This window comes from Bradyrhizobium manausense (assembly GCF_018129685.1).
In the GTDB taxonomy this organism is placed as follows: domain Bacteria; phylum Pseudomonadota; class Alphaproteobacteria; order Rhizobiales; family Xanthobacteraceae; genus Bradyrhizobium; species Bradyrhizobium manausense_D.
The window spans coordinates 32,048-54,876 of record NZ_JAFCLG010000014.1 but is presented as its reverse complement, the minus strand read 5'-3'; the positions used below and the strand labels follow the sequence as shown (position 1 = coordinate 54,876).

The 22,829-nt window shown below is 65.8% G+C and carries 19 protein-coding genes; 10 read left to right on the top strand and 9 right to left on the bottom strand.

Annotated elements, in window-relative coordinates:
• Positions 1-41: 41 nt before the first annotated feature.
• Positions 42-485, top strand: a complete 444-nt coding sequence (locus tag JQ621_RS25900; protein WP_212238264.1) for an RbsD/FucU family protein — start codon at positions 42-44, stop codon at positions 483-485.
• A gap of 44 nt (positions 486-529) precedes the next feature.
• Here JQ621_RS25900 and JQ621_RS25895 read toward each other — a convergent pair whose 3' ends face one another.
• Entirely contained in the window at positions 530-1,924 is a 1,395-nt protein-coding gene (locus JQ621_RS25895) for a hypothetical protein (RefSeq protein WP_212238261.1), read from the bottom strand.
• A 75-nt stretch (positions 1,925-1,999) separates the two neighbouring features.
• On the opposite strand from JQ621_RS25895, the gene JQ621_RS25890 reads away from it, so the two are divergent.
• Positions 2,000-3,178, top strand: coding sequence for an MFS transporter (locus JQ621_RS25890; RefSeq protein ID WP_212238258.1), 1,179 nt, complete (start codon positions 2,000-2,002; stop codon positions 3,176-3,178).
• Here the strand turns inward: JQ621_RS25890 and JQ621_RS25885 are convergent.
• Together JQ621_RS25885 and dgcA are read right to left on the bottom strand one after the other, a co-directional pair.
• The gene (locus JQ621_RS25885; protein ID WP_212238255.1) at positions 3,166-3,477 is read right to left on the bottom strand and encodes a hypothetical protein; all 312 of its coding nucleotides are present in this window, start codon (positions 3,475-3,477) and stop codon (positions 3,166-3,168) included. The two genes, JQ621_RS25890 and JQ621_RS25885, sit on opposite strands and share 13 nt — an antisense overlap.
• 21 nt (positions 3,478-3,498) lie before the next feature.
• The gene (dgcA, locus tag JQ621_RS25880; protein WP_212238253.1) at positions 3,499-4,494 is read right to left on the bottom strand and encodes an N-acetyl-D-Glu racemase DgcA; all 996 of its coding nucleotides are present in this window, start codon (positions 4,492-4,494) and stop codon (positions 3,499-3,501) included.
• A gap of 134 nt (positions 4,495-4,628) precedes the next feature.
• Here dgcA and JQ621_RS25875 point away from each other — a divergent pair, with 134 nt between their 5' ends.
• From JQ621_RS25875 to JQ621_RS25865, 3 genes are read left to right on the top strand one after another with little or no spacing between them, the layout of a single operon-like run.
• Complete coding sequence (locus tag JQ621_RS25875) at positions 4,629-5,762, top strand: MlaE family ABC transporter permease (RefSeq protein ID WP_212238251.1); 1,134 nt, start codon at positions 4,629-4,631, stop codon at positions 5,760-5,762.
• Positions 5,763-5,764: 2 nt separating this feature from the next.
• Positions 5,765-6,559, top strand: a complete 795-nt coding sequence (locus tag JQ621_RS25870; protein WP_212238249.1) for an ABC transporter ATP-binding protein — start codon at positions 5,765-5,767, stop codon at positions 6,557-6,559.
• A 16-nt stretch (positions 6,560-6,575) separates the two neighbouring features.
• Positions 6,576-7,457, top strand: coding sequence for an MlaD family protein (locus JQ621_RS25865; RefSeq protein WP_212238247.1), 882 nt, complete (start codon positions 6,576-6,578; stop codon positions 7,455-7,457).
• 269 nt (positions 7,458-7,726) lie between these two features.
• Here the strand turns inward: JQ621_RS25865 and JQ621_RS25860 are convergent, their stop codons facing one another.
• Complete coding sequence (locus JQ621_RS25860) at positions 7,727-13,372, bottom strand: apolipoprotein A-IV repeat region-like domain-containing protein (RefSeq protein WP_212238245.1); 5,646 nt, start codon at positions 13,370-13,372, stop codon at positions 7,727-7,729.
• A 422-nt stretch (positions 13,373-13,794) separates the two neighbouring features.
• Between JQ621_RS25860 and JQ621_RS25855 the strand changes: the two genes are divergently transcribed.
• Both JQ621_RS25855 and JQ621_RS25850 read left to right on the top strand, forming a co-directional pair.
• Positions 13,795-14,139, top strand: coding sequence for an Hpt domain-containing protein (locus JQ621_RS25855; protein WP_249125575.1), 345 nt, complete (start codon positions 13,795-13,797; stop codon positions 14,137-14,139).
• Between the two features lie 172 nt (positions 14,140-14,311).
• On the top strand, positions 14,312-14,632 hold the full coding sequence (locus JQ621_RS25850; RefSeq protein WP_011088626.1) for a 2Fe-2S iron-sulfur cluster-binding protein: 321 nt from the start codon (positions 14,312-14,314) through the stop codon (positions 14,630-14,632).
• Positions 14,633-14,733: 101 nt separating this feature from the next.
• Here JQ621_RS25850 and JQ621_RS25845 read toward each other — a convergent pair whose 3' ends face one another.
• The gene (locus tag JQ621_RS25845) at positions 14,734-15,201 is read right to left on the bottom strand and encodes an acyl-CoA thioesterase (RefSeq protein ID WP_212238240.1); all 468 of its coding nucleotides are present in this window, start codon (positions 15,199-15,201) and stop codon (positions 14,734-14,736) included.
• A 181-nt stretch (positions 15,202-15,382) separates the two neighbouring features.
• Here JQ621_RS25845 and JQ621_RS25840 point away from each other — a divergent pair, with 181 nt between their 5' ends.
• The 3 genes from JQ621_RS25840 (at position 15,383) to JQ621_RS25830 (ending at position 17,725) form a co-directional block, all read left to right on the top strand.
• Entirely contained in the window at positions 15,383-16,411 is a 1,029-nt protein-coding gene (locus JQ621_RS25840; RefSeq protein ID WP_212238237.1) for an NAD(P)/FAD-dependent oxidoreductase, read from the top strand.
• A gap of 107 nt (positions 16,412-16,518) precedes the next feature.
• Positions 16,519-17,121 carry a DUF2147 domain-containing protein gene (locus tag JQ621_RS25835; RefSeq protein WP_212238234.1) on the top strand — a complete coding sequence of 201 codons (603 nt, stop codon included), beginning with the start codon at positions 16,519-16,521 and terminating at the stop codon, positions 17,119-17,121.
• A 247-nt stretch (positions 17,122-17,368) separates the two neighbouring features.
• Positions 17,369-17,725 carry a hypothetical protein gene (locus JQ621_RS25830; RefSeq protein WP_212238231.1) on the top strand — a complete coding sequence of 119 codons (357 nt, stop codon included), beginning with the start codon at positions 17,369-17,371 and terminating at the stop codon, positions 17,723-17,725.
• Between the two features lie 52 nt (positions 17,726-17,777).
• On the opposite strand, the gene JQ621_RS25825 is transcribed toward JQ621_RS25830, so the two are convergent.
• The 4 genes from JQ621_RS25825 to gudD form a co-directional block, all read right to left on the bottom strand.
• A complete protein-coding gene (locus JQ621_RS25825) occupies positions 17,778-18,047 on the bottom strand; it encodes a hypothetical protein (RefSeq protein WP_212238228.1) in 270 nt (89 codons plus the stop codon).
• Between the two features lie 270 nt (positions 18,048-18,317).
• Positions 18,318-19,859: a galactarate dehydratase gene (gene garD / locus JQ621_RS25820; protein WP_212238225.1), complete on the bottom strand. Its 1,542-nt coding sequence runs from the start codon at positions 19,857-19,859 to the stop codon at positions 18,318-18,320.
• Between the two features lie 116 nt (positions 19,860-19,975).
• Positions 19,976-21,424 carry an aldehyde dehydrogenase family protein gene (locus tag JQ621_RS25815; protein WP_212238222.1) on the bottom strand — a complete coding sequence of 483 codons (1,449 nt, stop codon included), beginning with the start codon at positions 21,422-21,424 and terminating at the stop codon, positions 19,976-19,978.
• A 24-nt stretch (positions 21,425-21,448) separates the two neighbouring features.
• Positions 21,449-22,807, bottom strand: coding sequence for a glucarate dehydratase (gudD, locus tag JQ621_RS25810; RefSeq protein ID WP_212238219.1), 1,359 nt, complete (start codon positions 22,805-22,807; stop codon positions 21,449-21,451).
• Between the last annotated feature and the right edge of the window lie 22 nt (positions 22,808-22,829).

Here is a 22,829-nt window from a genome sequence, read left to right as displayed (position 1 = left end):
GTGATCTGAATCACGTTGGAACCTGCCATGGTGAGCGCCGCATGCTGAAATCGATCGACCCGATCCTGACGCCCGATCTGCTCTGGCTGCTGGCCGCGATGGGCCATGGCGACGACCTCGTCCTCGTCGACGCCAATTTCCCCGCGACCCACATCGCCCGGACGACGTCGTCGCAGCGCCTGATCCAGCTGCCGGGCATGAGCATGGAAACCGCCGTGCGCGCCATCATGACGCTCTATCCGCTCGACGATTTCGTTGCCGATCCGGTGCGCGTGATGATGCCGGTCGACGATCCCGAGCGCGTGCCTGAGGTGCAGCACGCGGTGCTGGCGGAGATCGCGCGCGCCGCCGGAGGCCTCGTGACGCCCGGCAAGCTCTCGCGGCCGGACTTCTACCGCGCCGCGGCCGCGGGCTTCGGCGTCGTCCAGGTCGGCGACAGCAGGGGCTATGGCTGCTTCCTGATCCGCAAGGGCGTGATCAGTTAAGGGAAGCTGCGCTCGCAATGACGATGGTGAGCGCGCCGCGCCCCCTACGAGAAGAACGCGATCTTCTCGGCCTGGGTCATGCGGCGGATCGGGGCCAGCGCGTCATTGGCCGCAGGGCGGGGCCTTTGCACGATGCCGCTGGCGAGGATGGTGGCGCCGAGCGAGGGCTCGGGCAGCGGGGAGGGCATCGGCAGCGTCGCGCCGGGTGGCGCGTCGAACGACGCCGCGGCCGCCATGGCCGGGGCCGGCTGCTCCATCACTTCGGCGGCGGCTTCCGCGATCGCGTCGGTGAGGCGCGCGAGCGAGTCCATCGCGATCGGGGCCTCGACCGGCTCCTCGAACGGAGGCGTGACTGGCGGCGCGACGGGTGTCCTGGCTGCGACGGGCTCTGAAATCTCAGCGGCAACGAGTTCCGCAACTTCCTCGGCCATTGGCTCCGGCATCGGCTCGGGAACGGCCGCTTCCATCTCCATGGGCTCGACGATCTCGTCGAACTCCGGATCGGGCGCGGCCATCTCCATGGCGATGCGCGCGAGCACGGCGTCGTCCTCGGCCTCCGCCGCGGCATCGAGCGAGAACGCATCGGCGATCTCGGCGACGGAAGCGGGATCGGCGAGGCTGTCCTCGACCGCGACAAAATTCTCTCCGGAGGCCGCGTTGCTCTCGGCGATCTCGGGCGCGATCGCGACGTCCATCGCCGCGTCCTCGGCGATGCCGCCGATGTCGGCAGCAACCTCGGGCGCGATCTCCTGCGGCATCTCCGTAAAAGCCACGGGGGCTTCGCTCGCCATCGCGGCGGGCGCTTCGGCAAACGGCGCTTCGGCAAACGGCGCTTCCGCGACAGGCGCTTGAGGCGCGGGCGCCGGAGCGGGCCGCGCTGAACCTTGCGGCGATGCGACGCCGCTAAATTCGGTCTCTTCGACCCGGTCCTTGAGCAGATCGAAGGCGGCCTTGAGATCGGCGCGCGGGTCGAAGGTCGAGATCTGGGCGCAGGTGGCCTCGATCGAGGCGAGCTGCGAATCAATCAGGTCGCAGATTCGCCCGTCGGCGCCGATCTCGCGCCAGCGCCAGGAGATCTCCTTGATGATGCGCACGCCGCGCGGAATGGGCGCAAGGCTCGCCTCCATCGCGGCCGGATCGAACGCCTTGCTGACAGCGGTTTCGGCGTCCTCGACGGCGCGGCGGATCGCGACCAGCGCCTCGGGCAGGCGGTCCACGACGACGGGTTGTCGCTGCGCCGCAAGGGTTTCTTCGATTTTTGCTACCGCATCGAGCACCATGCGTGTGTCGGCATTGCGGTTGCGCTTGGCGTATTCGCCGAGGAACCAGCGGCCGCGCGCGGTCTCCATGAAGGCTTCGCGGATCGCGTCGTAATCCTGCTCGTTCGGCTCGGCCGCGCGGGCAGACATGGGCGAGAGGGCGAATGCTTCGTTGGCCATGACAATCTCGTCGCGCAAATCACCGCGCGGTACTGTAACGATCACCACGATATCGACCGAATCGCAATTGGTTTGATGCCGCCCGAATCACAAATCCCCATCGCAGCAACCGTCAAGCGGCGATTCGCCGCGAGTCTCGCGCTGTTCTACGGCATGTCATACGGTGTCCTGGGCACCCACCTGCCGTTCTTCACGGTGTGGTTGAAGGCGATCGGTATCGAGCCGGGCTGGATCGGAATCATCAGCGCCGTCCCGGCCGTCACGCGCTTCACGACGCTGCCTTTCGTGACCGGTCTTGCCGAACGGCGCCACGCCTTGCGCGGCGCGATGATCCTGACGGCGTTCTCCACCGCGCTCTGCTTCGTGCTCGTGGGCACCCGGCAACAGCCGTTGCCGGTGCTCATGTTCTATATCGTGACCTGTTGCTGCTGGACTCCGCTGACGCCGCTCACCGATGCCTACGCCTTGCGCGGCGTCGCCAGGTACAAATTCGCTTACGGGCCCGTGCGGCTCTGGGGATCGGTCGCGTTCATCCTCGGTGCGCTCGCGTGCGGGCTGTTGATCGATGTGATCGCGGCGCGTCAGCTGATCTGGGTCATTGTCGCGATGGCGACGATCTCGGCTTTATCAGGGCTTGCGCTTCAGCCGCTGGAGGAGATGCCGCGAACATCCGGGGTGGCGGAGGCCGGCAAGCCTCTGCTGCGCGATGCGGGCTTTCTCGCCATCATCGTCTCGTCCGCGCTGATCCAGTCCAGCCACGTCGCCTATTACACCTTCGCCTCGATCAACTGGCAGAACAATGGTCTTGGCGGATTGACGATCGCGGGGCTGTGGACGCTCGGCGTCTGTGCCGAGATCGTCGTATTCGCGGTGTCGCCGCGCTTTTCGCTGCATCCTGTGGTGCTGGTGCTGATCGGAGGCTCGAGTGCGGTGATGCGCTGGTCCATCACCGCGCATGAGCCGCCGATCGCCGTCCTCGCGATCACGCAGCTCGGGCATGGCCTGAGCTTCGGCCTGACCCAGGTTGGCGTGATGACTCTGATGGTGCGTCACGTCCCGCCGCGTCAGATGGCGCGGGGGCAGGGATACTACGCGGCGACCGGTGGGTTGTTGAGCGCGGCCACGTCGATCGTCTCAGGCGCGATCTACGCTCGCTATGGCGAGGGGCTGTACTACGTCATGGCGTCGATGGCCGCGGCCGGTGCTGTTGTCATCTGGTCGGCGCGGCACCAGCTCAAGGCTCAAGCCGAATAGCGCTCTCGCAGACGGAAGGCAAGGCGGGCAGCGGCAACACCGCCGGTGATGCTCGCAGACAGTAGCCAACCAAGGTAGAGAAGGACCGCGAACGTGGACTGGAGCGTTGGCCCGATGCCAACCACTAGCGTCGCGGCTAGGACAGCAAGAGCGCCGGAGAGAATCGCTCCGCCGACGAAGGCGAGGGCCAACCCGAGCGCCATTCGGGAGGAATACCTAAAGAGCAGAATACAGAACAGGATCGCGACGAGCGTTCCCGCACCGAAGGACACGAAGACGATGGTGACGGCTGGACCCATGGTTCCTCAAGCTCAACGATCTCAGCCCCAGAGCGATGCATCCGGCGGGTAGACCAGGCTCTCGTCATAGCGCAGCCCGTGATCGCGATCGCGCGCGAGCAGCAAGGGACCATCGAGATCGACGAAACGGGCCTGCGGCGTCACCAGCATGGCCGGGGCCATCGACAGCGAGGTCGCGACCATGCAGCCGATCATGATCTCGAAGCCGAGCGCCTGCGCCGCATCGGCCATGGCGAGCGCTTCGGTGAGGCCGCCGGTCTTGTCGAGCTTGATGTTCACGGCGTCGTAGCGGTCGCGCAAGGGCGCCAGCGAATTGCGATCATGCACGCTCTCGTCGGCGCAGACGGCGAGCGGCCGCTTGATCCGCGCCAGCGCCTCGTCCTTGCCTGCCGGCAACGGCTGCTCGACCAGGGTGACGCCGGCAGCGGCGCAGGCGGCGAGGTTGTGCTCCAGATTGGCCTCGGTCCAGGATTCGTTGGCATCGACGATCAGCTCGGACTCGGGGGCAGCCTTGCGCACGGCCGCGATCCGATCCGGGTCGCCGTCGCCGCCGAGCTTGATCTTGAGCAGCGGCCGGTGCGCGGCCTTGGCGGTCGCCGCCGCCATGGCCTCGGGCGTGCCCAGCGAGATCGTATAGGCGGTGGTGCGCATGCCCGGCACCGGGCGGTCCAGCAGGGTCCAGGCCCGCCGGCCGGTCGCCTTGGCCTCGAGGTCGATCAGGGCGCAATCCAGCGCGTTGCGGGCAGCGCCAGGCGGCATGGCGGCCTGGAGGGCCTGCCGCGTCAGCCCGCCCGCCACGGCTGCCTGCATGGCCAGGATGGCCGCGAGGGTCGTCTCGGGCGTCTCGCCATAGCGCGGATAGGGCACGCATTCGCCGCGGCCGATCAGGCCGTTCCGGCCCACTTCGGCCACAACGGTCACGGCTTCCGTCTTGGCGCCCCGGCTGATGGTGAAACTGCCGGCGATCGGGAACCGCTCGATTCCCGCGGAAAGATCAGGAACTTTGCTGGAAGTCATTTTGAACTCTGGCGAAATCTGAACCTGCTGGTTACCTCTAGCAACTAATATTAACCAGTTGGGGGTACCTTTCCCGGGTAAGGGCGCGTGCGCAACACTCTGATTTTCTCCGCCCTCGAACGGGAGCGGACACCTTGAGCGGCGATCCGAAGCTGGAACGGATTGCCAAAGGCAATGCGCTGGCCCTTTGCGCCACCGGAACCTGGACAGCGAGCTTCGCCCCGGTCCTGGAGCGGATGGTGGCCGACGCCGAGAAGCTTGCCGGCAGCCCGCAGAATATCTTTATCGACGTCTCCGAGGTCGCCAAGCTCGACACGTTTGGGGCCTGGCTGATCGAGCGGCTGCGTCGCAGCCTGACCAAGGGCACGGTCGAGGCGCAGATTGCGGGGCTGTCAGCCAATTATTCGAGCCTCGTTGACGAGGTGCGGCGGGTCAGGGCGACGCCCGTCGTCGACGGCAGCACGATCACCATTTCAGGCATGCTGGAGCAGATCGGCCGCGCGGTCGCCGGCGTCGGCGGCACCTTTGCCGGCCTGATCGACATGCTTGGCGCGGTGCTGGCCGCGGGCGGGCATGTCCTGATCCATCCGCGCTCCTTCCGCCTGACCTCGACCGTGCATCACATGGAGCAGGTCTGCTGGCGCGCGGTGCCGATCATCGTGCTGATCACCTTCCTGATCGGCTGCATCATCGCCCAGCAGGGCATCTTCCATTTCCGCCGCTTCGGCGCCGACATCTTCGTCGTCGACATGCTCGGCGTGCTGGTGTTGCGCGAGATCGGCGTCCTGCTGGTCGCGATCATGGTGGCGGGCCGCTCGGGCAGCGCTTACACCGCCGAGCTCGGCTCGATGAAGATGCGGGAGGAAATCGACGCGCTGCGCACGATGGGCTTCGACCCGATCGAGGTGCTGGTGCTGCCGCGCATGCTCGCGCTGGTGCTGGCGCTCCCCATCCTCGCCTTCCTCGGTGCGATGGCCGCGCTTTATGGCGGCGGTCTCGTCGCCTGGCTCTATGGCGGCGTCGATCCCGAGGCGTTTCTGCTGCGACTGCGCGACGCCATCTCGATCGATCATTTCATCGTCGGCATCGTCAAGGCGCCTGTGATGGCCGCGGTGATCGGCATCGTCGCCTGCGTCGAGGGCCTCGCCGTGCAGGGCAGCGCGGAGTCGCTCGGACAGCACACCACCGCGTCGGTGGTGAAGGGCATCTTCTTCGTCATCGTCATGGACGGCGTGTTCGCCATCTTCTTCGCCTCGATCGGGATGTGACGATGGCGCAAGACACTCAAAAGGAAACTCGAAGCGAGATTCAAAACCCCATCATCCGCGTCCGCGACATCACCGTGCAGTTCGGCACGACGCGCGTACTCGACGGCCTCAACCTCGACGTCAAGCGCGGCGAGATTTTGGGCTTCGTCGGTCCTTCCGGCGCGGGCAAATCGGTGCTGACGCGCACCATCATCGGGCTGGTGCCGAAGGTGGCGGGCTCGATCGAAGTGTTCGGCGTCGACCTCGATTCCTCCAACACCTCGCAGCGCCGCAATGTCGAACGGCGCTGGGGCGTGCTGTTCCAGCAGGGCGCGCTGTTCTCCTCGCTCACGGTGCGGCAGAATATCCAGTTTCCGATGCGCGAATATCTGCGCGTCTCGCAGCGGCTGATGGACGAGATCACCATGGCCAAGCTCGCCATGGTCGGCCTCAAGCCCGAGGTGGCCGAGCGTTTCCCCTCGGAACTGTCGGGCGGCATGATCAAGCGCGTCGCGCTGGCGCGCGCCTTGTCGCTCGATCCCGACCTCGTCTTCCTGGACGAGCCGACCTCCGGCCTCGATCCGATCGGCGCCGGCGACTTCGACGATCTGGTCAGGACGCTGCAGCGGACTTTGGGGCTGACCGTTTTCATGGTAACCCACGATCTCGACAGCCTTTACACAGCTTGCGACCGCATCGCCGTTTTAGGGAACGGTAAGATCATTGCGGCAGGGTCGATCGCCGACATGCAAGCCTCGCAGCATCCCTGGCTGAGGCAGTATTTCCACGGCAAGCGCGCCCGCGCGGTGATGAGTTGAGTAGCCGGAGCACCTGATGGAAACGCGGGCCAATTACGTATTGATCGGATCCTTCACGCTGGCGGTGATCGCGGCTGCGATCGGCTTCGTGCTGTGGTTCCAGTCGCTGCACACCACCAAGCAGCGCAGCCCCTTCCGCGTCGTGTTCGAAGGCCCGGCGGCGGGTCTGCGCAACGGCGGCAGCGTCAACTTCAACGGTATCCGGGTCGGCGAGGTGGTCTCGGTGAAGCTCGACAATCCGCGGCGGGTTGTCGCACTCGCCATGATCGAGAACAACACGCCGCTGCGCAAGGACACCCTGGTCGGTCTCGAATTCCAGGGCCTGACCGGCGTCGCCGCGATCTCGCTCAAGGGCGGCGAGGAGGCCGCGCCGCCGCCGCCGCTCGACGAGGATGGCATCCCGACGCTGACGGCCGATCCGAACAAGCTCCAGGACGTCACCGAGGCGATCCGCGGCACGCTGCAGAACATCAACAGGATCGTTGCCGACAATCAGGAATCGGTGAAGAACTCGCTGAAGAATCTCGAGACCTTCACGACCTCGCTCGCCCGCAACTCCGAGAAGATCGACGGGGTGATGGCCAAGGTCGACGGCGTGATGCTCAAGGCCGACAACCTCATGCTCGGCCTCAACACGCTCGCCGGCGGCAAGGACGGCGGCGAATTGTTCCTGACGGTGAAATCGATCCGCGAACTCGCCGAGGATTTCGACAAACGCTCCGGCGCGCTGATCACCGACGGCCGTCGCACGCTCGGCGACATCAGCCGCGCCGTGAACAACTTCGACCGCAATCCGACCCGCGTGCTGTTCGGCGCCAGCAACAGCGCCCCGGCCGCCGCGCCGCCGCCAGCCGAGCCGCCGAAGCCGGCGCCGGCGAACGAGCGCAAGCGGCAGTAGGCGGGCTACCTGCACGGGGTCGTCCTGGCGAAAGCCAGGAGCCATACCGCGAGGTCCATCGATTGCATTCGGTCGGCGTACCGAACGACCTGTCTTCGCCAAACTCCGCCTTGGGGTAATGGGTCCTGGCTTTCGCCAGGACGACATCGAATGTTTGGTCGGCTTTTTCGTTCGGAATGACGCGCCCAAAACAAAAACGGAGCCCGCGAAGGCTCCGTTTTTTCATTCGCTATTCGCTATTCGCCACTCGCCATTCGCGAGCTTCCACTTTACCCCAGCCGGCCCGCCGCATGCGCGAGCAGCGTGTACACCAGGCCCGTTTCCGAGGTCAGGTGGCTGCGCAGCTCCTGCGGGCCGCGGCCGTCGCGGGCGACTTCGTCGAGCAGGCGTTCGAACTCGCTGATGTAGCGGTCGACCGTGCCCTTGAAGTTGCGGTCTGCGCGATATTTGCGGGCGACCTCGTCGAAGGCCTTCTGGCCGGCGGGCGTGTACAGGCGCTTGGTGAAGGCCTTGTTCTCGCCGCGCTGGTAGCGATCCCACATCTCGGAGGCGAGGTTGCGGTCCATCAGCCGGCCGATGTCGAGCGACAGCGATTCCAGCGGATTGCCGCCGCCCTGCGGGGCCTGGGGCGCGGGCGCGGCCTGGCGGCCACGTGGGGCTTCTCGCCCCGTGGGAGCCGCCTGGTTGGCGTCCGTACGGTTCAGAAGATCCGACAGCCAGCCATCCCGGCCCGGGTCGTTGCCGCCGGGGGCAACCGGCGGGGCCTCGGTGCGACGCGAGGGGGCGGGCATGCCGAGATCCGGCGGCGGCAGCGTCGAGGCGCTGCCGGCGTCGCGCATGCGGGTCTCGGTGCCACGACCGCCCACGCTCGCCATGACAGGCTCTTCCTGGCGCTGGACGGCGACGGATGCGCGGCCCGTCGTGGTGACGTCGAGGCCACGGCCGTGCTGGGCCACGATGCGGTTGAGCTCGGCGAGGGCCTCGATCTGGTCGACGATCACCTTGCGCATCTGCGCGGTGCTCTCGGCGGCCTCCTGCGGCATCTCGAGCACGCCGCGGCGCAGCTCGTTGCGGGTGGCTTCGAGCTCGTTGTGCATCTCGAACGCCATCTGCTTCATGCTGGACACGAGGTTGCCGAACTTCTCGGCCGATTGCTTGAACATCGCATCCGCCTCGTCGGTGGTCTGGCGGTAGATGTCGTGCATGGCTTCGATGGTCTGGCGATGCTCCTCTTCGGACGCCGACCGCACCGCCTCGAACTGGCGGGTGATCGCGGCCGACCCCGCGCCGGCGGTCTCGGCGACCACGCGGGCGATGTCGCGGGCACGCTCTTCGGCTGCAGCAAGCGACTCGTCGAGCAGCCCGGTGAAGCGCGACAGGCGCTGGTCGAGATCGGCGGTGCGCAGGTCGATGGTGGTGACGAGCGATTCCAGCGCCGCCTTGCGTTCGGCAAGCGAGGCGGTGGTGTTCTTGTTGCTCTGCTCGACGACCTGCGCTGCATCGACGAGGGCCTTGCCGTGCGCGTCGAACTGGGTCGACAGCTCGCCGAGATCCTGGAGCGCCCGCGTGGTCTTCGTGTTGAAGACGTTGAGCTGGTCTTCCAGGTTCTGCGTCGCAGCGCCGTTGCGCAAGGTGACGTCGTTCATGGCCGAGACGAAGTCGGCGACACGCGTCACCAGCGCCCGCTCGAGCGAGTTGAGATTGTCGTGCGCACCGGTCAGCACCTCCTGGAGCAGGATGTTGCCTTCGCGCAGGCGCTCGAACAGGGCGACCGTGTCGGTGCGCAGGATCTTGCTGGTCTCCTGCATCTCGGTGACGGCCGCGATCGAGACCTGGCGCGACTGGTCGATCGCCGCGCGCGAGGCCGCCTCGAGGTCCTTGAGCGACCGGCCGACGGCGCTGGTCGCGATCTCGCTCGCCGCATTGATGGTGCGGGCGACTTCGTTGCCGTTGCCCATCATGGTCTGCGAGAAGGCCTGGCCGCGGGTCTCGATCGACTTCAGCGCGTCCGAGGTGACGCGGTCGATGTCGAGCGTGAGCTGGCTGGTCTTCGAGCCGATCGCGTCCACGAGCGAGCCGCGCTTGGCGTCGATCATGTTGGAGAGGCGGTCGGCCTGCTGCTGCACATAGGTGACGATTTCGTCGGTCTTGCCGGTCATGGCCTGGCCGAAGCTGGAAGAGGCAGCGAGCACCGAACGCTCGACGTCGGCCGAGCTCGACTTGACCCGCGAGCTCGCCTCGTTGGAGGCGGAGATCAGGGCGTTCTGGGCATTGAGCGCGCTGGTCTGGATGTCGTTGGTCGCGTTCGACGTGGCCGTGCTCAGCGCGCGCTCGATCTCGGTCGAGATCGTGCGGATCTGGCTGGCGGCATCCGCCGAGGTCGAGGTCAGCGAGGTCTGGGCCTCGCGGGCGCTGTTGAGGATGGTCGAGGCGGTGTCGGCGCCGACCGCGGTCAGCGTCCGCTCGATATCCGTCGTGAGCGACTTGATCTGGGTCGCCGCGTCGGTCGAAGCCGTGATGAGCGTGCTCTGGGCCTCGCGCACGCCGCTGGTGAGCGCCTCGATGGTGGCGCCGCCGGCGGTCGCCAGCGCGCGCTGCATCTCGGCCGCGAGCGAACGGACCTGGCCGGTCTGTTCGGCGGAGACCGCAAGCAGGGTGCTCTGGGCGTCGCGGGCGCTGGACGTGATCGTCTCCGCGGTGGTCTGGCCGACCTGCGAGAGCGAGCGATGCACTTCGGCCGCGAGCGACTTGACCTGGCTCGCCGCCTCCGAGGACGCGGTGACCAGCGTGTTCTGGGCTTCGCGTGCGCCGGTCATGATGCTCTCGGCGGTTGCCGTGCCCGCCATCGAGAGCGAACGCTGCACGTCGGAGGAGAGCGCCTTGATCTGGTTGGCCGTCTCGGTCGAGGCCGCGATCAGCGTACCCTGCGCGTCGCGTGCGCCGGCGGTGATCGATTCCGCCGTCGAGGTGCCGGCCATCGAGAGCGAGCGCTGCACGTCGGCCGTAAGCGACTTGACGTGGTTGGCGGCGTCCGAGGAGGCGGTCACGAGCGTGGTCTGCACCTCGCGGGCGCCGGCCAGGATCGAGGCTGCGGTGGCCGCGCCGGCCGCGGACAGGGTGCGCTCGACATCGGCCGCGAGGCCCTTGATCTGGTTGGAGGCATCGCCCGAGGCCGCGACCAGGCTCGACTGAGCCTCGCGCGCGCTGGTCAGGATCGAGTTCGCAGCACCAGCGCCAACCGCGGTCAGCGAGCGCTCGACTTCGGCGGAGGTCATCTTGAGCTGGGCGTTGACGTCGGTGGAGACCGTCATCAGCGACTGCTGCGCCGTGCGCGCACCGGTCTGGATCGTCTCGCTGGTGTTGACCACGAGGTTGGTGAGCGAACGCTCGGCGTCCTCGACATGCGAGCGGATCGCGGTCGAGATCATCTCGGCGCGGGACATCATGTCCTCGCTGGCCTGGCGGCCGCTGCTCTCGATGCGGCCGGCAACCGCCTCGACACGCGAGCCGAGCAGGTCCTCGAACTGCGCCACGCGGACGTCGATGTCGTTGGCAACCGAACCGACCTTGGTCTCGATCGCCTGCTGGATGTCCTGGAAGCGCGCGGTGACCGTGTCGGTCAGGTGCATGCTGCGGCCGTCGATGATCTCGGTGACGCCGGTGATGCGACGGTCGACCGCGTCGATCGCCTGCGCCGTGCCGTCCGTGAGCGTCGAGGTCAGGAGGGTAAGGCGGGTGTCGATCGACTGCACGGCCTGCGAGGCGCCGTTGGTCACCGCGGTGGTCAGGTAGGTCAGGCGGCTGTCGATGGATTCGAGCGCCTGTGTCGCCCCTCCGGTGAGCGTGCCGGTGAGGTGGGTCAGGCGCGTATCGATCGACTGGATCGCCTGCGAGGCGCCGTCGGTCAGCGACGTCGTGAGGTGGGTGAGGCGGGAGTCGATCGACTGGATCGCCTGCGTCGCACCGTCGGTCAGCGTCGCGGAAAGCGCGTTGAGACGTCCGTCGATGGTCTCGGTGACGGACTTCGCACGGGCATCGAACGACTGCTCGAGCGCGCCGACGCGGCCGCCGAGCTGCTCGTCGAAGGTCTTGATGTGGCCCTCGATGGTGCCGTCGAGGTGGGCGATCTTGCCGCTCAGCGAGGTGTCGAAGTTGGAGACGCGTTCACCGATCGTGGTCTCGAATTGCAGCAAGCGCTGGTCGAGCACGGCCGTGATCGCGCCGCCGTTGGCGGTGAAGCGGGTGTCGAAATTGTCGACATAGGTCTTGAGCGACTCATGGATGTCCTGCGTGCGCTGGCCCATGCGCTCGACGATTTCGCCGCCGAAGGTCTTCACGGTGCGGTCGAACTCGGAGATGTGGCGCGTGATCAGGGCACCCAGCGTGCCGGAATCGCGGGCGAACTTCTCGACCAGCTCGGAGCCCTGGTTCTTCACCAGCTCGTCGAACGCGCTCATCTGCAGCGACAGCGAGTCGTGCGCGGTCTCGGTCTGGCTGACGACCTTGGCGACGAGGGTGTTGACCGTGGCGTCGAGCGCCTCGCTCGCCTTGTCGCCTGAGGTCATGATCTGCCCGGCGAGGCGGTTGCCGGCGTCGTCGATCTTGGCCGAAAGGTCGTTGGAGCGCAGCTCGAGCTCGAGCAGCAGCGAGTCCGACGAATTCTTGAGGCTGTCGTGCACCTGTTCGGTGCGCTCGGAGATGCCGTCGACAATCGCAGCCGAACGCTGCTCGAACTCGCCGGTGATGCGGTCGATACGCTCGTTCAGCATCTCGTGGACGCGGTCGGCGAGATCGACGAATTCGTCGTGGACGTGGCCGGTCTTGAAGTTGAGGCTGGTGGTCAGCCGCTCGCTGGCGTCGAGCACCGCGCGCGTGGTCTCGGCGCTGGCTTCCTCGAGGCGGTCGAGCAGGTCGCCGCCGCGCTCGCCGAGCGCCAGGATCATGTTGTCGCCGGCATGGCTCAGCGCGCTGGTGATATGGGCGCCGCGCTCTTCCAGCGCGCCGGTGATGGATTTTGCCACCTCGTCGACGCGCGAGGCGATTGCGTCCGAGATCAGCGCGATGTCGTGGCGGAGATCGATCTGCACGCCGGAAATGGCGCTGCGGACCTGCTCGGCCTGGCCGACCAGGTTGTCGCGCTGATGCGCGATGTCCTGGAGCAGGGCGCGGATGCGCACTTCGTTGTCGGAATAGGCGCGCTCGAGCGCCGCGACCTCGTTGGCGACCAGCGTTTCGAGCTCGCCGGCGCGTGCGATGGCGCGTTCGATACCGTCGCCCATCGCCGCGACCTCGCGGCGGATGGCCTGGCCGACGGTGACCATGGAATCGGAGGCCGAGCCTTCCGGCTCCGAGAAGCGGATCGCGACCTGCGCCATCGCCTGCGCGACCTGGCTCATCTGCTGGCCGCGCCAGACCAGGCTCGCCAGGAAGTAGAACAGCATGATCGGCGCGAAGAACATCGTGACGAGGCCGGCGATCGCCAGCACGCCGCCGCTGTCGCCCATGGCGGCCCGGATCGAGGGCAGGAAGCCGACCGTCAGCGCGGCGCAGGCGGCCAGCCAGACCACGGTGAAGATGGTCGCGCCGGTATAGATGTTGCGGGAAGGGCGGCTGGTCTGCAGCGACTGCAGCAGCTGGCCGATGGTCTCGCGATCGTCATTGGCGGCGCGGCGCGCGTTGCGCGGTTCCTCGATCGTGTCGAACACGGTGGCGCGCTCGTTGGCGGCAGGCCGCGGCTCGAAGGCCGGTTCGTCGAACATTGGAGGCGCCGGCGGCGCGACCGAAGGCGCCGTTTCGTTGCGCATCGATGCATTGCGGCTGGTATCGGCAGCCGTGTCGCTGATGTTGAGGGCTTCCTGGATCGCAGAAAGCGCAACTTCTGTGGGGTCTTTGACCTTTTTGGGAGTGTTGGCCATGTTCAGTCCGAGCCCTCGTTACTTTTACGCGTCCCCCCGCGAGCCCTGCGCGCTGCGCAAGCCCACAGACCGGATCATGCCGCTTGCGCGGATCACCGAGCCATCCCCACCCGGACGGCTTGTCCGCCAATTTCCGCAACATCCTATTGGCAGAGCGTCGCGAATGAAATGCCTGCGATTAATACAATCTTAATCATCGTTAACAGGATCAGGCCGTAACGCCTTAGGGCCAAATGAAATTCTCCACGGAACCCGGTGGATTGCGGCAACTTTTCGTCAATAAACGGGCAGATTTGCGCAAAGCGGCCCAAACACTTCGTTAACCATTTTCATGCTTCGGTGGGGCGAACCGCCGGACCGGCGGACCATCGTGCGATGCCGGGGCCCGCGTCATGCCGCCTGAACTGCCAGGGATGGACTGGATGCCCTCGCCCCCGCTTGCGCCCATCGACAGCCCGCTCGACCTCGACCACCTCTCGCGCATGACACTCGGCGATTCCGAGCTGGAACAGGAAGTCCTTGCGATGTTCGCCGAGCAGGCCGTTCGGCTGCTCGCAGCGATGACGGCGCTGCCGGCCGAGACCGGCGCGCTTGCCCACAAGCTCAAGGGCTCGGCCCGCGGGATCGGCGCCTTCGCTGTTGCCGATGCGGCAGCCGGCCTCGAGCTGGCCGTCCGGACCGGCAACAACCCGCCCCGGGCCTTTGCGGCCCTGAGGGAGGCGGTCGCCGAGGTGCGTGCGGCGATTGCGACGATCCTCAAGCACTAAGCCGGCGCCCCGAAGTCGAGGCCTTGAGCAATAGTCTCTTGTTTTGACGCGTTTTCCCTCCGGCGAGCCGCCATCCACTTCGCTTCAAAACGCTATGGCGCGGCCCGGAGCGACCCGTTATAGGACAACCCGGACCCTCCTTTTTCCCCAGATCGCGGCAGCACGAGAACACATGGCCAAAATTCACTTTGTCGACCACAAGGGCGAAACCCGCACGGTGGAAATCGAGAACGGCGCAACCGTGATGGAAGCCGCCATCCGCAACAGCATTCCCGGCATCGAGGCCGAGTGCGGCGGCGCTTGCGCCTGCGCGACCTGCCATGTCTATGTCGACGAAGCCTGGCGTGAGAAGGTCGGCAGCCCGACCCCGATGGAAGAGGACATGCTCGACTTCGGTTTCGACGTGCGCCCGAACTCGCGCCTGTCCTGCCAGATCAAGGTCTCCGACGAGCTCGATGGGCTCGTGGTGTCGACGCCGGAACGCCAGGCCTGATCGGTCTCTCCAGGAGTGCGTGATCTTTAAGAGTGCATGATCTTTCCGGAAAACCGCCGCACACTTTGCGCCAGCGCGGTCCTGCGGGTCCGGATCATGCACTAAGCGCGCGGCAGCGCGACCTCGATGCCGCGCTTGTGCCAGGGTTTGAACTTTTCGATCACCTCTGCGGTCAGCGGGGCCGGCCGACGCGTCGCTTCGTCGAGCAAGACGCCGACGGAAGTTGCCGAGGCGATGCACGTCCCGTTTGAAAACACCACCTGCTCGAAGGTCACGGACGTGCGTCCGAACTTCACGACGCCGAGGCCGAGCTCGATCGTATTCGGCCAGCGCAGCTCGGCGCGGAAATGCATGTCGAGCCGTACCATGATCCAGGCGAAGCCCGGTGGGGTCAGCCCGTACTGTGGAAGCTTCATCAGCGTGACGCGGCCGGTCTCGAAATAGGTGGCGTAGACCGCGTTGTTGACGTGCTGGTTCGGATCGAGATCGCCGAAGCGCACACTGTCGCTGAGGCGAAAGGGGAAGTCCTCCAGGCGCGGCGGCGTGTCGAGGCGGCTTGGTGCGTTCACCTGATGATCTCCGTCAAATCCATCCTCGTTACAGCCCAGTTATTTTGACCCGGCAAGTGGGTGTGCCTGCGGGGTGCCCTGCTTTTATGCCTTCCCTGATCCATCCCCGTTGGCTAGACAGGCAGGGCCACCTCCGCCCGCAGGGCGCCGTCCCACCGACAACGACCGATAAAGAGACGACATGAGCGACGTGATCAAAACCGATGTGCTGATTATTGGCGCCGGCCCTTGCGGTCTGTTCGCCGCCTTCGAGCTTGGCCTTCTCGACATGAAGGCGCATTTCGTCGACATCCTCGACAAGGTCGGCGGCCAGTGCGCCGAGCTCTATCCGGAAAAGCCGATCTACGACATTCCCGGCATCCCGCATGTGTCCGGACAGGGTCTCACCGATGCGCTGATGGAGCAGATCAAGCCGTTCCATCCGACCTTCCATCTGGGCGAGATGATCGAGACCGTCGAGAAGATCGGCGATCCCGCATTCCGCTGCACCACCGATGCCGGCAAGGTATTCGAATGCAAGGTGCTGGTGATTGCAGCCGGCGGCGGCTCGTTCCAGCCCAAGCGTCCGCCGGTGCCGGGCATCGAGGCCTATGAAGGCACCTCGGTGCATTACGCCGTGCGCAAGATGGAGACGTTCCGCGACAAGAACGTGCTGATCGTTGGCGGCGGCGATTCCGCGCTCGACTGGACGCTCAACCTGCATCCGCTGGCCAAGCGCATCACGCTTCTGCACCGTCGCGACGATTTCCGCGCTGCCCCTCACAGCGTCGAGCGGATGCGCGCGCTGGTGGCCGACGGCAAGATGGATCTGCGGATCGGTCAGGTTACTGCGCTGTCCGGCGCCGATGGCCAACTGACCGGTGCCACCGTCAAGGGCAACGACAACAACGTCAGCGAGATCGCATGCGACACCATGCTGCCGTTCTTCGGGCTGACCATGAAGCTCGGTCCGGTCGCGAACTGGGGCATTGCGCTGGAGAACAATCTGGTGCCGGTCGAGACCTCGGCGTTCGAGACCAACGTTCCCGGCATCTTCGCCATCGGCGACATCAACACCTATCCGGGCAAGATCAAGCTGATCCTGTGCGGTTTTCACGAGGGCGCATTGATGTCGCAAAAGGCCCACCGCTACGTCTACCCGGACAAGCGGCTCGTGTTCCAGTACACGACCTCTTCGTCCAGCCTGCAAAAGAAGCTCGGTGTCAACTGACCACCGCGCGAACGGGGTCGTGACATCCCACGTTCTGGTGCTGGAACCGTTCGCGAAATCGCCGTAGTCTTCGGCCATTGCCGTGGCGGCTCAGCAAGGTGATCATAATGCGGAATCTCTTTACCGGCTTTCGGCTGCTCTCGCTCGTGACACTCGTCGTTGCGCTGTCGATTGGCGCGGCGAAGCCGGCTGCCGCGCAGCAGCCGACCGCTGCGGGCCTCTGGCAGAAGGTCGAGGACGGCAGGTCGGTGGGCTGGTTCCTCTTCATCGACCACAACGGCATCTTCGAAGGCGTCATCGCCAAGACCTTTCCGCGTCCCGGCGACGATCCGAACGAGGTCTGCGCGAAATGCACGGATGACCGCAAGAACCAGCCGGTGCTCGGGCTCTCCTTCATCCGCGACATGAAGCGCGACGGATTGAAGTATGAGGGCGGCAACGTGGTCAATCCGCGCGACGGCAACATCTGGAAGGCCAAGATGACGGTCAGCCCGGACGGGCAAACGCTGACCATGCGCGGCTTCCTCGGCATTTCCCTGTTCGGCAAGGATGAGACCTGGCAGCGCCTTCCGGATACCAGCATGGCGGAGGTCGATCCCGCCATCATCGCCAAATATCTCCCCGCACAGGCCGCCGCGACCGCGCCGAAGGCTGCGCCCGCAGCCAAGAAGGGCGGCGCGATGATGATGGCGCCGGCGGCAAAGAAGTAGGCGCGCCGCGCCAGCCGTCACGGCCTCTTCCACACACCTCGTTGCCATTTCTCGCAAAGACGCATTCGTCGAAAGACGAATGCTCGCCGTGGCTGCGGCAGTAATTCCCCGGAATGCGCGCTGGCGCCGGATTTGCATAGCTATCGGCAAAGCCGCTGGGGAGCGATTTGCCGATTCCGCGCCTGTTGAGGGCGTGAGCGGCCTTGTCTGTCCCTGCGGCGCCGATTTCGATCCGCGAGACAACGCCATGAAACTTGCAAGACCGTGTGCTGCGACGTTGCTGGGGCTGATGACGCTGCTGGCGACATCAGCGCTGGCACGCGATGACGGGCGTTACGCCAATTCACCGCTCAAGCCCTGGTTCGAGAGTCTGCGCAGCGAGTACGGGCAGTGCTGCTCGGACGCCGACGGCTATGTCGTCGCCGATGTCGATTGGGAGTCCGACAAGGGACACTACCGCGTGCATCTCGACGAGGAATGGGTCGTCGTGCCCGACGGCGCCGTGATCACCGAGCCGAACAAGATCGGCCGCACCATGGTGTGGAAGCACTATATCGACGGCCACCCGCGCGTGCGGTGTTTCATGCCCGGCAGCATGACATGAGAGTACGCACGGCGGCCGCGTCAGACGCGGACACCGTCAATCATGTGAAGGTTTAGCGTGCTTCGTTGTCGGAGTTCGTGCTGGCGAGCCGCTTCACGCGCGGCGACAGCACTGATATCTGCGCGGGCGATGCGGGCATGCCGGCGACGATCATCGTCGGCGCGGTCGACTGCTCCTCGACGCCAACTCCGCCGAGCACTTGCACTTGTACCGCCGAGATCGGAAACGACTTCACTTCGTAAGAGGGGAGCTCGCCGGCAAATGCACTGGCCGTGCTCGCAACCATCGCACTGGCCACCGCAATCATCGAGAGGATACGCATTTCAGAAACTCCATTGGAGGAAAAAGTGACGATCGGAGGTTTGGTCGCGGCAGTGCCGCAACAGGTTCGCTTGTGTACGAACATTCGCGTTCGGCCGGCAAAGATATCTGGTTGCGTGCCATCATCGCGATGAAGCGAAAGCGACGTTTTATCGGCGTTTGTTTCAGAACGGTTTCAGCGGCCCGTCGCAACGCGACGCCAATCGTGCCTCATGCGTCGCGCCTGGACTCCCGCACCACTGGCGCGCGGTGTGGCTGCCGTTGTCGCCGCTCAGGTCACCGGCGCTGGATTGAACAGCGTGAGGTCATTGTGGATGCCCCAACGGTCCGACCAGGGCTTGGTGCGGCCGGAGGCGACGTCGAGGATCAGGCGGAACAGGTCCCAGCCGGTTTGCTCAATGGTCTTGGCGCCGGTGGCAATGCCGCCCGCGTCGAAATCGATCAGGTCCTTCCAGCGGCGCGCGAGCTCCGTGCGGGTCGCGACCTTGATCACGGGCGCAGCCGCGAGGCCATAGGGTGTGCCGCGGCCGGTGGTGAAGACCTGCAGGGTCATGCCGGAGGCAAGCTGGAGCGTGCCGCAGATGAAATCGCTCGCTGGCGTTGCCGCAAACAGCATGCCCTTTTGCGTCGCCTTCTGGCCCGGCGAGAGCACGCCGGTGATGGCCGATGAGCCTGATTTGACGATCGAGCCGAGTGACTTCTCGACGATGTTGGCGAGGCCACCCTTCTTGTTGCCGGGCGTGGTGTTGGCGCTGCGATCGGCGCCGCCGCGGGCGAGATAAGAATCGTACCAGGCCATCTCGCGCACCAGCGCGCGACCGACATCCTCGTTGATGGCGCGGCGGGTGAGGAGCTGGATGGCGTCGCGCACCTCGGTGACTTCCGAGAACATCACGGTGGCGCCGGCGCGCACCAGCAGGTCAGCGGCGAAGCCGAGGGCGGGATTCGCGGTAACGCCGGAGAACGCGTCGCTGCCGCCGCATTGCAGGCCGATCACGAGATCGGCGGCCGGACAGGTCTCGCGGGTGCGCTTGTTGAGGATCTTCAGGCGAGCTTCGGCCTGGGTCATGATCGCGTCGACGATGGCGCCAAAGCCGTCAAAGGCCTCGTCCTGCATGCGGACGATGGCGTCGCTGACGCCCTCGGGGACCAGCCGCTCGGGCGCGAGCTTTTCGCATCCCAAGCTAATGACCAGGATCTCGCCGCCGAAATTCGGGTTGAGCGCGAGGTTTTGCAGCGTGCGGATCGGGATGACCGCGTCGGGCGCATTGATCGCGACGCCGCAGCCATAGGCATGCGTCAGCGGCACGACGTCGTCGACATTAGGATATTTCGGCAGCAGCTCGGCGCGGATGCGCTTCACCGCATATTCCATCGTGCCCTTGACGCATTGCACGGAGGAGGAGATGCCGAGGATGTTCCTGGTGCCGACCGAGCCGTCCGGATTGCGAAAGCCTTCGAAGGTGAAACCTTCGAGCGGCGGCAGCGGCGCGGGAACGGCGGTGGAGATCTCGAGCTTGTCGAGGTCGGGAGCCTCCGGCATGCGGATGCGCGCCTCGTCCACCCATTCGCCGGCCAGGATCGGCGACAGCGCGTAGCCGATCACCTCGCCGTAGCGGATGATCGGCTGATCTTGCCCGATGTCGACCAGCGCCGTCTTGTGCCCCTGCGGCACGAAGGCGCGCAGCGTCAGTCCACAGGCAAAGCGGGAACCGGCGGGAAGCCCGAAATCATTGACCACGATCGCGACATTGTCGCGCTCGTTGAGCTTGATGTAGCGGGGCTGCTCTTTCGCTGCGACGTCCTGGTCCATCACGGACTCCGGGATTTGTAGGGTGGGTTAGCGCAGCGCAACCCACCACTGTCTGCATCTGTCGAACCAGAAGAGGTGGGTTACGCTGCGCTAACCCACCCTACGATGTCAGCCTATCAGCCCGGATAGGTATAAGCGGTCTTCACCGTCGTGTAGAACTCGCGTGCATAGGAGCCCTGCTCGCGGGCGCCGTAGCTCGAGCCCTTCCGGCCGCCGAACGGCACGTGATAGTCGACGCCGGCGGTCGGCAGATTGACCATCACCATGCCGGACTCGCTGTTGCGCTTGTAGTGCGTGGCGTATTTCAGGCTTGATGTGCAGATGCCGGAAGCGAGACCGAACTCGGTGTCGTTGGAGATCGCCAGCGCCTCCTCGTAGTTTTTGGCGCGGATGACGGCGGCAACGGGGCCGAAAATCTCCTCACGCGCGATGCGCATGTTGTTGTTGGCCTCGGTGAACAGCGCCGGCTGCAGGTAATGGCCGGGGTTCTCGCGCTTGAGCAGCTCGCCGCCGAAGGCGAGCTTGGCGCCCTCGTCCTGGCCGATCTTGATGTAGCGCAGGTCCTGGTCGAGCTGGCTCTGATCGACCACGGGGCCGATATGCACGCCGGCCTTGAGCGCGTCGTCCACCGACAGGCTGTTCAGCCGTTCGGCCACCGCGGCGACGAAACGGTCGTGGATGCCCTCGGTGACGATCAGACGGGACGAGGCCGTGCAACGCTGGCCGGTCGAGAAATAGGCGCCGTTGACGGCGACTTCGACCGCGGTCTTGAGGTCGGCGTCGTCGAGCACCACCAGCGGGTTCTTGCCGCCCATCTCGAGCTGGAATTTCTTCATGGGATTCGAGAGCACGCAGGCCTGCGCGATCTTGCGGCCCGTCTGCACCGAGCCGGTGAAGGAGATCGCGGCAACATCGGGGGATTCGAGCAAGGTCTGGCCGACCACCGAGCCGGAGCCGACCACGAGGTTGAACACACCGGCGGGAATGCCCGAGCGGGCGATGATCTCGGAGAGCGCATGCCCGGAGCCGGGCACGAGCTCAGCCGGCTTGAACACCACGGTGTTGCCATAGCAGAGCGCCGGCGCGATCTTCCATGCGGGAATCGCGATCGGGAAATTCCAGGGCGTGATCATGCCGACGACGCCGACCGGCTCGCGGGTGAGCTCCACGTCGAGGCCCGGACGCACCGAGGCGCCCTTCTCGCCGATCAGGCGCAGCGCCTCACCGGCGAAGAACGCAAAGATCTGGCCGGCGCGGGCGACCTCGCCAATGCCCTCGGGCAGCGTCTTGCCCTCTTCGCGGGCGAGCAGGCGGCCGAGCTCTTCCTTGCGGGCGAGGATTTCGAGGGAAATCTTGTTCAGCGCGTCGAAGCGCACCTGCGGCGTCGACTGCGACCAGGCGGGGAAGGCAGCCTTCGCGGCGGCGATCGCTTTCTCGGTCTGCGCCTTGTCGGCCTTGGCGTATTCGCCGACGAGATCGTTGGTGTTGGAGGGATTGATGTTCTTGGTGACGCCGGAGCCGTCGACCCACTCTCCGCCGATGAAGTTCTTCAGGATCGCAGTCATCTCATTCCTCCAGGGAAGGTTTTCTTAACGTACGAGGCAGGGACGCTTGTCGTCGAAGGTCCAGCCGGGGATCAGGTCCTGCATGGCAGTAGCGTCATCGCGGGCGCCGAGTCCATGCCTCTTGTAGAGTTCATGCGCGGCCTCGATAGCCGCACGGTCGATCTCGATGCCGAGGCCCGGACGATCCGGGACCGCGATCTTGCCGCCTCTGATCTGGAGCGGCTCTTTCGTCAGGGCCTGGCCATCCTGCCAGATCCAGTGTGTGTCGATCGCGGTGACCTTGCCGGGAGCCGCGGCGCCGACATGGGTGAACATCGCGAGCGAAATGTCAAAGTGGTTGTTGGAGTGCGAGCCCCAGGTCAGGCCGTTGTCGCGGCAGGTCTGGGCCACGCGTACCGAGCCTTGCATCGTCCAGAAATGGGGGTCGGCGAGCGGAATGTCCACCGCGCCGAGGCGCAGCGCATGGGAGAGCTGACGCCAGTCGGTCGCAATCATGTTGGTCGCGGTCGGCAGCCCCGTGGCCCGCCGGAACTCGGCCATGATCTCGCGGCCTGAGAAGCCGGCCTCGGCGCCGCAGGGATCCTCGGCATAGGCGAGGATGCCGTGCATGTTCTTGCAGAGGCCGATTGCCTCGTCGAGCGACCAGGCGCCGTTCGGGTCGAGCGTGACGCGGGCGTTGGGGAAGCGCTTGGCGATGGCCGTGACCGCCTCGATCTCCTGCTCGCCGCGCAGCACGCCGCCCTTCAGCTTGAAATCGGCGAAGCCATAATGGTCTTGCGTGGCTTCCGCGAGGCGCACCACCGTCTCCGGCGTCATCGCCTCCTGATGCCGGAGGTTGAACCAGTCGGGCTTGCCAGTCTCGCCCTTGACGTAGTCCAGCTTGCTCTTGCTGATGTCACCGACGAAGAAGAGATAGCCGAGCGTCTCGACGCTCTTGCGCTGCTGGCCCTCGCCGAGCAGGGCTGCGACCGGCAGATTGAGGTGCTGGCCGAGCAGGTCGAGCAGGGCGGATTCGATGGCCGTGACCGCGTGGATCATCACGCGCAGGTCGAAGGTCTGCTTGCCGCGGCCGCCGGCGTCACGGTCGGCGAAGGTCGTTCTGATATCGGCAAGGATGTTGTTCATCGCGCCGACGGTCTTGCCGATCACGAGATCGCGGGCGTCCTGGAGGGTCTGCCAGATCTTTTGCCCGCCCGGCACCTCGCCGACGCCGCTGTGACCGGCATTGTCGGTGAGGATGACGATGTTGCGGGTGAAGAACGGCGCATGTGCGCCGCTCAGATTGAGGAGCATGCTGTCGCGGCCTGCAACCGGGATCACCTGCATCGCTGTGACGACTGGCGCGCCGGCGACTTGCGCGCCGGATGTATTAACCTGGGCCATCGCACGCGTCTCCCTGCTGTGT

What these genes read in the sequence shown, in the direction of transcription:
- JQ621_RS25900 (WP_212238264.1), top strand. Translation starts at nt 42, where the DNA reads ATGCTGAAATCGATCGACCCGATCCTGACGCCCGATCTGCTCTGGCTG.
- JQ621_RS25895 (WP_212238261.1), bottom strand. Translation starts at nt 1,924, where the DNA reads ATGGCCAACGAAGCATTCGCCCTCTCGCCCATGTCTGCCCGCGCGGCC.
- JQ621_RS25890 (WP_212238258.1), top strand. Translation starts at nt 2,000, where the DNA reads ATGCCGCCCGAATCACAAATCCCCATCGCAGCAACCGTCAAGCGGCGA.
- JQ621_RS25885 (WP_212238255.1), bottom strand. Translation starts at nt 3,477, where the DNA reads ATGGGTCCAGCCGTCACCATCGTCTTCGTGTCCTTCGGTGCGGGAACG.
- dgcA (WP_212238253.1), bottom strand. Translation starts at nt 4,494, where the DNA reads ATGACTTCCAGCAAAGTTCCTGATCTTTCCGCGGGAATCGAGCGGTTC.
- JQ621_RS25870 (WP_212238249.1), top strand. Translation starts at nt 5,765, where the DNA reads ATGGCGCAAGACACTCAAAAGGAAACTCGAAGCGAGATTCAAAACCCC.
- JQ621_RS25865 (WP_212238247.1), top strand. Translation starts at nt 6,576, where the DNA reads ATGGAAACGCGGGCCAATTACGTATTGATCGGATCCTTCACGCTGGCG.
- JQ621_RS25860 (WP_212238245.1), bottom strand. Translation starts at nt 13,372, where the DNA reads ATGGCCAACACTCCCAAAAAGGTCAAAGACCCCACAGAAGTTGCGCTT.
- JQ621_RS25855 (WP_249125575.1), top strand. Translation starts at nt 13,795, where the DNA reads ATGCCCTCGCCCCCGCTTGCGCCCATCGACAGCCCGCTCGACCTCGAC.
- JQ621_RS25850 (WP_011088626.1), top strand. Translation starts at nt 14,312, where the DNA reads ATGGCCAAAATTCACTTTGTCGACCACAAGGGCGAAACCCGCACGGTG.
- JQ621_RS25840 (WP_212238237.1), top strand. Translation starts at nt 15,383, where the DNA reads ATGAGCGACGTGATCAAAACCGATGTGCTGATTATTGGCGCCGGCCCT.
- JQ621_RS25835 (WP_212238234.1), top strand. Translation starts at nt 16,519, where the DNA reads ATGCGGAATCTCTTTACCGGCTTTCGGCTGCTCTCGCTCGTGACACTC.
- JQ621_RS25830 (WP_212238231.1), top strand. Translation starts at nt 17,369, where the DNA reads ATGAAACTTGCAAGACCGTGTGCTGCGACGTTGCTGGGGCTGATGACG.
- JQ621_RS25825 (WP_212238228.1), bottom strand. Translation starts at nt 18,047, where the DNA reads ATGCGTATCCTCTCGATGATTGCGGTGGCCAGTGCGATGGTTGCGAGC.
- garD (WP_212238225.1), bottom strand. Translation starts at nt 19,859, where the DNA reads ATGGACCAGGACGTCGCAGCGAAAGAGCAGCCCCGCTACATCAAGCTC.
- JQ621_RS25815 (WP_212238222.1), bottom strand. Translation starts at nt 21,424, where the DNA reads ATGACTGCGATCCTGAAGAACTTCATCGGCGGAGAGTGGGTCGACGGC.
- gudD (WP_212238219.1), bottom strand. Translation starts at nt 22,807, where the DNA reads ATGGCCCAGGTTAATACATCCGGCGCGCAAGTCGCCGGCGCGCCAGTC.